A 12375-nucleotide genomic window follows, 5' to 3' on the forward strand; every position below is an offset into this window, starting at 1 on the left:
TATCACTTCTAGCTTGATTACTTGGGAAATTAAATGAAAGACTTAAATACTTGGCATAGCAAACTCCTAAAATTACTTTTAGCTTCTTGCCTTATAACTTTAGCTAATCTTGGGTATGCAAATGAAACCTCAGAAAACCAGCTCTTAACGGAAGGTATTAACTCCGAATCTTTAGCAACCCTAGTTAATAATTTAAGCGAAAACACCTTATATGTAGAAATGGATACTGGGCTTCCACCTGTAAACCATAGAACACCTAGAAATATTCAGGATTTTAAAGAATTGGCGGGGACCTGGCTGCTGTCCTACACTTACGACGACACGAGACATACTGACAAGATCGAAATTAACGATACTACAACAACTAGTGATGGCACGGTGCTACCCATTGGTAAGTATTTTCCAGATCAAGCGGGCAATGGGTTTGATTTGATTTGTGGCGATGTGATCACCGAAAGTGACACTATTGTTTATTTATGTTTTTCCAATATTGCTCAAGATCTTTTTTCAGGAATATTCATAGTCCTCCATGAAAACAGTGTAACTACTGGATTTTTTGGTCTTGGCGAAACAATTGAAAAAACTCGGGAGGATATTTTTACCCAAAGCCATCCATTAACTGGTTTACGAATTTCAGATACTATGTCTGCTTCATACAATGATGAAAATGGAGAGCTTTTTATCCCTAAAGTGGGCTATAAAGGTGATTTTTATCGTGCGACTCTCAAAGATCAAGGAAATTTTGTTTTTAAATTACAAAATGCAAGCCCTGCCAATTAACTGCCTAAGGGCCAATTGTAGAAATTTGTTTGTTTTCAAAATACGGGGTCTAAGAGAGCTACAAAATAAGACATAGCTTTGCAATATTATTAAGGGATGCGATTGTATAGTGAGCTGATTTTTGTCGATAACAAGGCCTGCCCCGTACTTGATACGGGGACGCTGAAACTTGCATATAGCTAGCTACGTAACGGTTTCAGCAACGTAGCTAGTGGCAAAAACTCAGCCGCTAGAAATCCGCATCCGTGACCGCACGAAGTATATAGAACAAAATAGATTGAAATCTGGGGTGGAACATACCTTCTAAAATAGCCCGCTGGCCAGCTCATTTGTCTGCCGCCTAATAAATGTAAATGCAAATGATACACTTCCTGTCCACCCGCATTATTGCAATTAATTACTGTACGGTAGCCTGTTTCGGCTATGCCTTCAGAAGCTGCAAGCTGGGCTACGGTTTGTAATAGATGCCCTGCGAGTTGTTCATCGTCTAAATCATTCAAAGTCGCAACATGCTGTTTAGGTATCACTAAAATATGCGTAGGCGCTTTCGGATGTATATCTCTAAAAGCAAGTATCTGCTCATCCTCATAGACGATATCCGGTTCAATTTCTTTTGCCACCATTTTACAAAATAGACAATCAGTCATTGTTTGCTCCTATGCTATATCGCGTCGCCCACTGAAAGCGTGAGCCAGAGTACTACTATCAATAAATTCTAACTCACCACCCACCGGCACGCCATGCGCGATGCGGCTGACTTTAATCTGATAGGGTAAGGCTAACTGCGCAATATAATGGGCTGTCGCTTCGCCTTCAACCGTGGAATTTGTCGCCAGAATAAGCTCCTTTATCTGACTCTTTTCTAGTTGTTGCTCTAATGCATCCAGGCCTATTTCATCAGGACCTATGCCATCTAAGGGGGATAAACGCCCATTTAAGACAAAAAACACACCTTTAAAATCGGTAGCCTGATTAATTAACCAGACATCTGCCGGGCTTTCTACTACGCATAATAAATCTGCGTCGCGTTCAGAATTGGCACACAACTCACACAGCTCATGCTCACAAAGGGTACGACACTTTGCACAATTCCCTAGCTTATCAACAGCAGTTTGTAATGTTTTCGCCAGATTTTCGGCGCCACCTCTATCGCGTTGAAATAAATGCAGGGCGATACGTTGTGCTGACTTGGGACCAACACCCGGCATGCAACATAGAGCATCTATGACTTCTGTCAGCAATTCCTGTTTTGGCATATTTAAAACGGCATTTTAAACCCTGGCGGTAAAGGAATACCTGATGTGATATCCCCCATTTTATCTTTTTTAAGTTTAGCTACTTTATGCACGGCATCATTGATTGCAGCCGCCACTAAATCTTCTAGCATTTCCTTGTCATCACCTACCAAAGCATCATCGATAGATACTTTACGCACTTCTCTTTTTCCCGTCATTAAAATGCTGACCATGCCACCACCAGATTCTCCGGTGACTTCTAGTGCCTCAAGTTCAGCTTGTGCTTTTTGCATATCTTCTTGCATCTGCTGAGCCTGCTGCATGATATTACCAAGTGCACCTTTCATATTTAATTCTCCTCACTATTATTTTGCACTGGCTCAATTGAGCCAGGAATTACGCGAGCATCAAAATTTTTTTTTAATGCCTGTATATTTTCATCATTGTCTATCGCATCAACCGCTTCTTGCTGTCGATTTAATTTTTCTTTATGGTTTTTTACTGCCGGCGTATCACTTGCAACTGCCTCGGTTTTAATAACCAGTTTAAGTGAATTACTAAAATATTTTTGCAGCGCTGTCTGTAATTTTTCTTCCGATCGGGAGCTACGTATTTGCGCCTGCTTTGAGTCTAAAATCAATTTGCATTGCATCTCATCTACTGAATCTAAAATACAATTATTGGCTAATTCACGCGTAAGCCCCATTAAATTCATTGCATCCACTATATCATGCCAAACTAAATCATCTCTGGGATCGAGAGGTTGGCTTACCGCAACGGGTGCATTATCTGGCTCAGAAACGACCTTGCTAACGACCTTAGGTTCAGCTACTCGGGGTTGAGCCTGACTTGCCACGGGCTTTTGAATATTTACAGGCGCAACTTTAACTTGAGTTTGCGTTTTAGCATCATTAGACAGAGGATTAAAAGCCAGCATTCTCAGCATAATCATTTCAAATCCGGATCGTGGCTCAGGTGCCAGCCCCAGGTCTTTTTGACCCATTAGTGCAATCTGATAATACAACTGTAATTCTTCTGCCGAAAACAGCTTGCTAAGTTGCTGCAAAACCTCTGCATCATCTTCTGTTTCTGCCACTGAAGGTACAAGCTGAACTAATGCAAGACGATGCAAGATCTGTAATATTTGCTGTAATGCATCGCCATAGTCGGGTGACAGTTCAGCCATCTGCGCAACAGTTTGCAGGACCTTTTGCGCATCTTTTTCCGCCAGGCAACGCAGTATTTCTTCTACGGGTTGCTGAGCAACCGTACCCAGCATCTGACTAACCGTTTCACTACTCACCGCATTATTTCCAAAAACAATTGCTTGATCCAGTAAGCTTAAGCCGTCACGCATACTACCATCAGCAGCACGCGCAATTAAGCGTAAGGCATTTAGTTCAAATTCTATTTTTTCTTCACCTAGTATATAAGCCATCTGGTCACTGATCTGGCTAGGGGTAAGGCGCTTTAAATTAAATTGTAAGCAACGCGAAAGAACGGTTACCGGAATTTTTTGCGGGTCTGTCGTGGCTAATAGGAATTTAACATGTTCGGGAGGTTCTTCCAGCGTTTTAAGCAAAGCATTGAAACTATGTCCAGACAACATATGTACTTCATCGATCAGGTACACTTTATATTTACCTGAATTCGGAGCATATTGCGCATTATCCAGTAAATCGCGGGTGTCTTCAACTTTAGTACGTGAAGCGGCATCCACTTCAATTAAATCCAGAAAGCGGCCTTCATCAAGCGCCTGACACACAGCACATTGCCCACAGGGATTAAAATCCTGAAGGTTTTCACAGTTAATTGCTTTTGCCAGGATTCTGGCGATAGTTGTTTTGCCTACACCGCGAGTACCGGTAAATAGATAGGCATGGTGTAAACGATCATGTTGTAATGCATTGATCAGCGACTGGCTAACATGCTCCTGACCAACGATTTCGGTGAAATTATGTGGACGCCATTTTCTGGCGAGAACCTGATGATTCATGACAGAGTGGAAGAGTGTAGATATTGGGCGGATACCATGCCAGCCACATCTCGGCACACGAATCTTCTGCTACCGTTGCTCCCTTCCAGGCCTGGCGGAGTTGACAGAATATCGTTGCGAGAGGACCGACACAGTAACCATAATGTCGACAACCACTAGCGTTGAAGAGCGAGTATTATGCGTTATTTATGAGTACAGTTCAAGCGTAATTCTCAAATTATCATGTCTGATGCTAAAACCTTTTTTACAGGGTTTTATAATACGTTTAGAACTATGCAGCAATTTTAATTTTTATTTAATAGTAGCTGTACATATTTCGCCTGATGTAGACGCTCTAGTTGATAGTCAAAAAATCAGCAAATTTCAATTAGATGCACATGATTGCAAAGGGGGAGCAGGCAAAAAAGCCTGGAAACAATACAACTCCCCCAAAAGAACAGCGTAAAAGAGAATTCTCTGCAACTACGAGCCCGTTACTTTACTAGCTTTTTAAAGGTTGAACCATCTACAGAAATATCGCCCATAAATCCTGACTGGCTATACACGTAAACCGAGATAGGGGCGCCCATAGTTTTGGTGTCAAAACCACCGCTAGCTCCCTTCTTAGCTACAACAACTGAAAGATTACCACCGACCTGCCAGTTGCGATTGCCTTCGCGGAACTTGGCAAGTGCTCCAGAATCATTAAATACGACCAACAAAGAATACGACTCAGCACCTGCTAGCAAACCTGCTTTAAAGGCAGCTGCGCGATAATATTCTGTCGTTTTTCCATGTATTTGCATAGCACAGGTTCCACCTTCACCGCCAAATACGAAACCTGCTTTGGTAATCGTTGGGCAGACTAGAACGCCCTGAGAAATTTCTACAATTTTCCGTGCGTTAGTGGCTTCTTTATAAAAGTCATCTAGTGCAACACCCACTTTAGTTTCCAGCACCAGACGATCGCCTGCATTTTTCTGCGGAGCAGATGCACAACCACCTAAACCTGCAACAAGAGCAACAGCGGCAATTGTTGATGCAATTTTTGTAAACGATAACACTTTTATTATTTTCATTATATTTCCTTTAGGTTTATTGTTAATCTTAGCTAAATTAATAAACGGCTACTCCCCGCCATAAGCAAAAACATACCACGTATTAATGTAATTACACTTTTATACTTTCACTTCTGATGATAGGTGTCAAGGAATTTTCAATTCATAATCAGAATATCAGGCAAATGAGAAAAATAGTCATCTTCGAAAAATCATATTATCCTAGAAAAATCAGTTGCCCACGATGTCTAGCACAAGCTCTTGATTCCACCGCACTTGCAACTAATGTCCGCTTAACCTATGAGTGAAGCTAAAATTTTTTGAAGGTGTTATATTAATTCAATATATTGCACTATAAATTCGCGCTCAACTGATTTTTCTAGGATTTTGGATTAAGAATCGACGAGAACAATTAACTAAATTTCGAATAACCTTCCGTCATTTTTATAAATTAAACGTAACCCCTTATGCAGCATTCGGAATACGAAATATTTCTGGCACCTATTTCTAGCATTGCATAAACTTCATGTGGAAAGACAGACTTGTATCTATATCTATGCTGATAGATGTATATACTTCGCTCGGTCGCGACTGCGCGAAGTAAACAGGGTGTGTTTTACGCACTGTGCCTTATACCCGCCCCCCTAGCACAAGGAGTATAGCTCTAATATCTGGAGTACCCATGCAAAATACCCCATTTCTCTTAGCTATCAATAATAAGCTATTTATTGTACTCATCAGTCTTTTGCTTTGTGCATGCAATAGCAAAAAATATTTAATGCCCACGCCTTCCCTTTATGCGGATAATCATTCAGCGGGTTTTGAAAAAATCCCGGCCCCGCTGCAAAACAATAGCTTTAACATACTCTATGTAACGGACAGACACCCTTTTCGGGATGAATTAGAAAATTTAAATTATAATTTTCAGCGCTCACGCTCTCTTGCTTACGGCAATGTGACTATTAAAACCACATCTGAAATAAGCTGGACGAAACTGGTGACAGAAAGCCAAGTTGCTGAACGAACAGAGGAAATTGAATTAAGCATTGACCTTATTACTGAACAGGCTCGCTTTCCGGAAACCCCCTACCCTTTAATAAAGCAAAGCAATGGCGATATCATTGAAGATCCCGCTACCCTCCAGGAAGCACGCGAATTAAACCAAAAATTTCACGCCGAACTTTCACAACGTCTTGCTATTGCCCCCAGAAAAGAAGTACTGATTTATGTGCATGGTGTAAGTAATACCTTTGCGGATGCGGCTTATGCTTTAGCCGAGTTATGGCATTTTAATGCCCGGGAAATGGTACCTATCCTATACACCTGGCCCGCTGGCCGAGGGGGAGCCGCTGGTTATGCCTATGATAGAGAGTCGGGAGAGTTTACGATTTTTCACCTCAAACAATTTTTACGCTCTTTGGCCGCTCACCCCGGGATTGAGAAAATCCATATTCTGGCTCATAGTCGCGGTACAGACATCATATCAACTGCTTTGCGTGAACTGTTTTTAGTCTCTATTGGGGCAGGTAAAGACCCAGGTGATGTTTATCGTATTGAAAATTTAATTCTGGTTGCCCCGGATATTGATACCGAGGTGCTTTCGCAACGTTTGATCGCTGAAAGAATTGGCGACGATATAAAACAGCTGAGTGTCTATACCTCGGCCGGAGATAGAGCCATCAGACTTTCGCAGATACTCTTTAGTAGCGTTAATCGCCTGGGAAATCTTGTTGGACGAAGCCGCTATCGCGGAGAAAAACAGCGCATCCCTTAAATTTAAAGTGTAACCTCATTGCCTGTTATATGCATAACAGGTAACTTGTAAGCTCATCCAACTAACAATAATGAGGTTACACTGTTATGACACCATCGATAGAGCTTAAATTCAACCATTATTATATCCAGCACTGTAAGCATTTAAAGCTTAAGGGACTGCAACCCAAAACCATTGACGCTTATTCACGCGCTATTCGCCGTATCGGGGAACACTTTCAGGGGCATCTGGATAACTTAACGCAAGATCAACTGGTGGATTATTTTCATGCTCTTTTAAGCCGCCTTTCCTGGAGTGCCGTGAAACTAGATCTCTATGGTCTCAAGTTTTTCTATACACATGTGCTACAAAAGCCGTGGGTTGATGTGCTAATGATTAAACCACCACGATGTACGCGTATACCCGATATTGTCACTGTGGTTGAAGCACAACAACTGTTTATGTCGACCCGTAATCTAAGCTATCGAGTTTTTTATTTTACGATTTACAGTCTAGGTTTACGTTTGGGCGAGGGCTTAAGCCTGAAAGTAGGTGATATTGATGCGACACGCATGCGGGTACATATTCGCAATGCCAAAGGCAATAAGGATCGGCTTGTGCCTTTGCCTGTGAATACCTTGAAGGTGTTGCGTAAGTTTTGGGCTGTGCATAAAAATCCAGTGCTGGTATTTCCCAACCGTGCCCGGGGTCTAAAAGGTGCACATCTTGCTGAATCCCCCCTTGATCGCGGTGGCATCCAGAAGACAATCCGTCTTGTGACGCAAGAAATGGGACTAAAAAAAAGATTTCCTGCCACTCGCTGCGCCACAGTTACGCCACTCACCTGTTAGAAGCCGGGGTTGATTTAGTTGAGTTGCAGAAGATTCTGGGCCATACCAGTTTAGTAACCACGGCTCGCTATACGCATTTGACCGATATTACCGATGAGAATGCAGAGCTGCACATTAATCAGTTAGTCAATGACTTTTCTATTCACTGGGGGCAGATTTCATGATAACCCTAGCTGCAGTGATTGATCAATTTCAGTCTGACTTTTTAAGCGAGTATCAATCTCGTTTACGCTCCAATCAGATCAGTGCATTACATGCCATGAAGAGCTGTCGGACACAGCTGAGTCCTGTGATGCAGGTTAACTGTGCAGACTGTGACTATCAAACCTTTGTGCCTCATTCCTGTGGCCAGCGTAACTGCCCGCATTGTCAACATCATGAGAGTCAACAATGGATTGAACGACAGGTACAAAAACAAGTCCCTGCTGATTATTTTATGAATACCTTTACCTTACCTGCGCAGTTAAGGTCGTTAGCCAGGCAGCATCCGCGGTTACTTTACAGTATGATGTTTGACTGTGCCTGGGCGACTTTACAGAGTTTTAGTAAAAATGATAAGCAGTTGCAAGGCGATGCCGGGGCGATTGCTGTCTTACATACACACTCACGCGAATTAAATTATCATCCGCATATTCATGTCATTATGCCTGCGGCAATCGTGGATAAAATCAAGAAGCTCTGGCGCACTAAGGAAGGCAAATACCTGTTTCATCATAAAGCACTAGCAAAAGTATTTCGTGCAAAGATGCTAGCGCGTATGAACGAAGAAAAGTTGCCATTTCCCACAGCTATTCCGGAAAAATGGGTGGTCGATTGTAAGTTTGTCGGTGCAGGCGATAAAGCATTGATATATCTGGGTCGATACCTGTATCGTGGTGTGATTCGTGAACAGGATATCTTATCCTGCCAAAATGGCAAAGTAACCTACCGTTATCAAGACAGCAAAACCAAACGCTATCAAACCAAAACGGTATCGGGGGCTAAATTTCTGTGGCTGGTGCTGCAACATGTTTTGCCTAAAGGCTTTCGTCGTGCGCGCAATTATGGCTTTTTACATCCGAATAGCAAGGGTGTTATTAAGTTGATTCACTCCCTGCTAAAGTTTGACCCGACGAAGATATTGCGTGCACTCAAAGTACGGCCGGCATTCAGTTGCAAATGTTGTGGCGGGGCGATGGTTGTTGGGCGTCGGCAAATACCCAGGGTGGAAATAATGTTTCAGCCTTTGCCAACTTAACAATTGGAATCACTAGCGCTTATGTAAATTTAAACACTTCGACCCAGGCTATCAGCGGATTAAATGCTGAGGGAGTTGCTTGGGCTAAAATCGGAGATTAAGGCAGAATTTTGCTCCGATACTTGGACTTTGAGAGTTGACTGCAATGGACAACGCTCAAAGTTCAGTTAAACAGGTAAAAACAGAGGTTCGATTCATCAGTCGGGCTGATCAACAAAAAGCTATTTTCATAGAGCGCATTAAATGAATTCCTACTATCGTGCCGGGCTTGTCCAACAAACGGTTCAGATTGTGGCTCGCTTCGCGATCACAATCTAACCTTATTCGTTATTAGGGACAAAATTGAAGACACCCAGAATAAATCGCTTACTTCAGCACAACCACAAATACTCACTAATAATCTAAGCATCATTGAAATGCGCGGCAGAGCTGAAAATTTCGGGCATAATTATTTTAATACCAACCCGGCTGTCAGCTCTGACTTAATCATGTTATTAAGGTATGGCGCAGCGCCTGGTGTAGAGTTTGGCAGACCTCTTGAGCCTGCTAACGTCAATATGTGGATAATTTCGGACGATACTTATACCTTACCGAAACAATAGCAATCAAACCCTTGCGTAAACTTTAAGTAGATTGCGGATTTTTGATGTAACATTTGTTGCTTTTTATATATGATGCTAGCGCTTATAATGAAATGACAATTCACACTTGGTTTAAACTTAAGGAACGAGCACGGAATAAGTTGAGCATCTGGCGCAGGATTTTTATTCGTATTCAAAGCCTGCCCCGTGCTTGATACGGGGACGTAGAAACAGGCGCATAGCCAGCTACGTAACAGTTTCTACAACACAGAAGACGGATACAAAGACAAGCCAGTTGCTTAAGTTATTTCGTGCGCGCTCCTTAGGCACCTGGAAATAAATAAACGCCCAATATTTGGGCAGGATTTTTGTCCGTCATTAGCAACAGAGAGTTATCGACCTTATTATTTGTGTTATACATTCACATATTAATTAAGGGTCATGCACGAAACAATTTAAACACTTGCTCTGATATATAAAGTCGTCAGAGCAGTAAACCACAAGGATTCCCTTTGTATTTTCTGTATTGGCCAATTTTTCTGAAATTAATGGCGCGCATGTTTACGCCAAGGTATTTTCGGCCGAAATTTGTTTTTTGTTGGCTTTATTATTGTTCCGGCAATTCTGTTGCTGAGGCTGATGGTCACCCTGTTTCAAGCATTGGACTATATTCTATTTCCTGGTTTTTGGCGTCAGCAAGTTAAACAACCGGTGTTCATTTTAAGCAACCCGCGCAGTGGTTCAACTTTTTTACATCGTATGCTGGAAAAAGATCAGCAATTCACCTATTTATCCTTGTGGCAGTCACTGTTTAATTCAATTACGATCTATAAGCTGGTCGCATTTATTACTCGGGTTGATATGAGTATCGGTGACCCAATTGGTCGCATAGTAGATTATCTTGATAATCATTTTTTTAAAGGTTGGGATGGTCTGCATAAAGCAGGTTTGCGATTTTCTGAAGAAGATGAGTTTTTATTTGTCAGTTCTTTTCTAGCGCCTGGCCTTGTTCTCTTTTTCCCCTATCTACATGAAGTCGCAGAGATTTATTCAATTGATAATCTCCCTGAAAAAGCACGCCAGAAAGTCATTAAAAATTTTCGTTTATCCGTTCAACGCCATGTTTATGCTTCGGGTGGACAAATATTTCTAGCAAAAAATGCTGTTGCAGGAGGCAGACTCGGGCTATATCAGGAAGCTTTCCCTGATATGCGCGCTATCTATATTCATAGTGATATTTTCAAATCTATTGCCTCTTCTCTAAGCGTCTTTAGTAAACCCTGGTCATTTCATTCGCCCGCCTGTTACAAAAGAAAATATGAAAGCATGAGTATTATAGAAATGGTGCGTACTAACCATCAGGGTATTATCAGCCATAGACTCAATTTTGCACCTGAAAATGCTGTTGATATCCAGTATGACCACCTGGTCTCCGACCCTGAAGCGACGGTCAACTCTATCTACCAGCATTTTTCTTTGGCCATGAGTGATACATATAAGGCTAGCTTGAAGCAAGACAGCATTGCCGCAAAATCTTATAAAAGCTCTCATGTCTATACCGTTGAGGATTATGGTTTCACTAGCGACGAAATTGAACAATATATTGCTAATCAGTCTGCCGAGGATCAGGCATTCGATGAAAAATACCACGAGCTAGAATAAACCCTGTAAGCCTTAGACTAGTAATACCTTAGGTACTTCTGCGCAGGATCCAGAGCATAACTTTAGAGTTTAATTGAGCCATGACGAATAAAACCCGAAAATTAGCGATGCGTTTTCTGCTAACATTATTTACCCTCACAGTTCTTACAGCATGCTCATCACTGGGCACCGGCCGCATCGTACCCGATCGCTTCGATTATAATCAGTCAATCGGTCAATCAGCTAATCAACAAATGCTATTAAACCTGGTACGCTTACGCTACCGGGATGTCCCGGTTTTCTTATCCGTCAGCTCAGTGCTTTCACAATATGTTTATTTAGGGTCGGCGAATGTCAATGGCGCGGCTGGAACTGCAGGTGGCGGTTTGGGTGTGACCTATATCGATCGCCCCACCATTTCCTACAGTCCGTTAAGCGGTGAAGAATTTGCCCAGCAATTGCTCACCCCGATACCCAGTGCCTCCATTTTCTCTCTAGCCCAATCCGGCTGGCCTGCAGCAGAATTAATGATGATGGGATTCGAACGTTTAAATCACCTGAATAATACTGCTTTTGGCCCGGTATTAAGTCAGCAACAAATCGAACAAATGCAGGAATTTGAGCTTGCAGTCAGACTGATTGTTAAACTGGGAAAACATAATGGCTTCGAAAGTTATCGTGGTATTGGTAAAGATGCCAAAAACCGCTATCTTGTTTTTGCAGAAAACCCTAGCCCTGAAACGCAAACAATAATTGCACAATTTAAGCAGGTCTTACAACTAGATCCAGATATTTCAGTTTTTCGTATTACCGATCGGCAAATAAATCGCAAACCTGACGAAGTCATTCTCAAGCTACGCTCTCTTTTAACGCTAATGGGTTTCCTGTCACATGGCGTAGAAGTACCAGAAGAGCATATGCAGAATAAGTTCGTCGAACAAAACCCGGCAATCACTCAAATAGCAAACAATGATTTATTTGTGCCGGTAAATATACACTCTTCAGATGCGAAACCTGATAATGCTTTCGTCGCTATCGAATATCAGAATTACTGGTTCTATATTGATCATTCTGATCATGCCAGTAAACAGGCTTTTGGCCTGTTAACCTATCTGTATATGCTACAGGCTCCGCAATCACCTAACGCGGTGCCATTGATAACCATTCCAGCCGGTTAGTTTTTACTTAATAAATTACGCTGACTGTCGTGTTTCAAAAGGTAATTCACCTAAGAATCGACGGTAATCGATAGCAAATTGACTCA

At 42.0% G+C, this 12375-nt stretch carries 9 protein-coding genes, 1 other RNA gene and 2 pseudogenes; 6 read left to right on the forward strand and 6 right to left on the reverse strand.

The annotated features are described in order from the left end of the window. Positions 1 to 33: 33 nt before the first annotated feature. The gene (locus ACQY3F_RS15310) at positions 34 to 780 is read left to right on the forward strand and encodes a hypothetical protein (RefSeq protein ID WP_428355801.1); all 747 of its coding nucleotides are present in this window, start codon (positions 34 to 36) and stop codon (positions 778 to 780) included. Positions 781 to 1091: 311 nt separating this feature from the next. Here ACQY3F_RS15310 and ACQY3F_RS15315 read toward each other — a convergent pair. From ACQY3F_RS15315 to ACQY3F_RS15340, 6 genes and pseudogenes are all read right to left on the reverse strand, one after another. Continuing rightward, positions 1092 to 1427: pseudogene (locus ACQY3F_RS15315) on the reverse strand (histidine triad nucleotide-binding protein); the annotation flags it as partial. Between the two features lie 9 nt (positions 1428 to 1436). Beyond that, positions 1437 to 2036 carry a recombination mediator RecR gene (recR, locus tag ACQY3F_RS15320; protein WP_428355803.1) on the reverse strand — a complete coding sequence of 200 codons (600 nt, stop codon included), beginning with the start codon at positions 2034 to 2036 and terminating at the stop codon, positions 1437 to 1439. A gap of 2 nt (positions 2037 to 2038) precedes the next feature. Further along, positions 2039 to 2362, reverse strand: a complete 324-nt coding sequence (locus ACQY3F_RS15325; RefSeq protein ID WP_428355804.1) for a YbaB/EbfC family nucleoid-associated protein — start codon at positions 2360 to 2362, stop codon at positions 2039 to 2041. Positions 2363 to 2364: 2 nt separating this feature from the next. Further along, positions 2365 to 4011, reverse strand: a complete 1647-nt coding sequence (gene dnaX, locus ACQY3F_RS15330; RefSeq protein ID WP_428355806.1) for a DNA polymerase III subunit gamma/tau — start codon at positions 4009 to 4011, stop codon at positions 2365 to 2367. Between the two features lie 34 nt (positions 4012 to 4045). Further along, an RNA gene (ffs, locus tag ACQY3F_RS15335) (signal recognition particle sRNA small type) lies at positions 4046 to 4142 on the reverse strand. A 342-nt stretch (positions 4143 to 4484) separates the two neighbouring features. After that, positions 4485 to 5069: a YSC84-related protein gene (locus ACQY3F_RS15340; RefSeq protein ID WP_428355808.1), complete on the reverse strand. Its 585-nt coding sequence runs from the start codon at positions 5067 to 5069 to the stop codon at positions 4485 to 4487. Positions 5070 to 5826: 757 nt separating this feature from the next. Here ACQY3F_RS15340 and ACQY3F_RS15345 point away from each other — a divergent pair. From ACQY3F_RS15345 to ACQY3F_RS15365, 5 genes and pseudogenes are all read left to right on the forward strand, one after another. Continuing rightward, the gene (locus tag ACQY3F_RS15345; RefSeq protein ID WP_428355809.1) at positions 5827 to 6822 is read left to right on the forward strand and encodes an alpha/beta hydrolase; all 996 of its coding nucleotides are present in this window, start codon (positions 5827 to 5829) and stop codon (positions 6820 to 6822) included. A gap of 86 nt (positions 6823 to 6908) precedes the next feature. Continuing rightward, positions 6909 to 7816 (forward strand): annotated as a pseudogene (locus ACQY3F_RS15350) (tyrosine-type recombinase/integrase). Continuing rightward, the gene (locus tag ACQY3F_RS15355; RefSeq protein ID WP_428352924.1) at positions 7813 to 8889 is read left to right on the forward strand and encodes an IS91 family transposase; all 1077 of its coding nucleotides are present in this window, start codon (positions 7813 to 7815) and stop codon (positions 8887 to 8889) included. Before ACQY3F_RS15350 ends, ACQY3F_RS15355 begins: the two are co-directional and overlap by 4 nt. A gap of 1220 nt (positions 8890 to 10109) precedes the next feature. Next, positions 10110 to 11132, forward strand: a complete 1023-nt coding sequence (locus tag ACQY3F_RS15360) for a sulfotransferase family protein (RefSeq protein WP_428355810.1) — start codon at positions 10110 to 10112, stop codon at positions 11130 to 11132. A 233-nt stretch (positions 11133 to 11365) separates the two neighbouring features. After that, the gene (locus ACQY3F_RS15365) at positions 11366 to 12289 is read left to right on the forward strand and encodes a hypothetical protein (protein WP_428355811.1); all 924 of its coding nucleotides are present in this window, start codon (positions 11366 to 11368) and stop codon (positions 12287 to 12289) included. Positions 12290 to 12375: the final 86 nt, after the last annotated feature.

Source organism: Methyloprofundus sp. (genome assembly GCF_965251085.1).
In the GTDB taxonomy this organism is placed as follows: domain Bacteria; phylum Pseudomonadota; class Gammaproteobacteria; order Methylococcales; family Methylomonadaceae; genus Methyloprofundus.

Excerpts from the sequence above, each read along its gene's own strand:
- ACQY3F_RS15310 (WP_428355801.1), top strand. The coding sequence starts at position 34 with ATGAAAGACTTAAATACTTGGCATAGCAAACTCCTAAAATTACTTTTA.
- recR (WP_428355803.1), bottom strand. The coding sequence starts at position 2,036 with ATGCCAAAACAGGAATTGCTGACAGAAGTCATAGATGCTCTATGTTGC.
- ACQY3F_RS15325 (WP_428355804.1), bottom strand. The coding sequence starts at position 2,362 with ATGAAAGGTGCACTTGGTAATATCATGCAGCAGGCTCAGCAGATGCAA.
- dnaX (WP_428355806.1), bottom strand. The coding sequence starts at position 4,011 with ATGAATCATCAGGTTCTCGCCAGAAAATGGCGTCCACATAATTTCACC.
- ACQY3F_RS15340 (WP_428355808.1), bottom strand. The coding sequence starts at position 5,069 with ATGAAAATAATAAAAGTGTTATCGTTTACAAAAATTGCATCAACAATT.
- ACQY3F_RS15345 (WP_428355809.1), top strand. The coding sequence starts at position 5,827 with ATGCCCACGCCTTCCCTTTATGCGGATAATCATTCAGCGGGTTTTGAA.
- ACQY3F_RS15355 (WP_428352924.1), top strand. The coding sequence starts at position 7,813 with ATGATAACCCTAGCTGCAGTGATTGATCAATTTCAGTCTGACTTTTTA.
- ACQY3F_RS15360 (WP_428355810.1), top strand. The coding sequence starts at position 10,110 with ATGGTCACCCTGTTTCAAGCATTGGACTATATTCTATTTCCTGGTTTT.
- ACQY3F_RS15365 (WP_428355811.1), top strand. The coding sequence starts at position 11,366 with ATGCTATTAAACCTGGTACGCTTACGCTACCGGGATGTCCCGGTTTTC.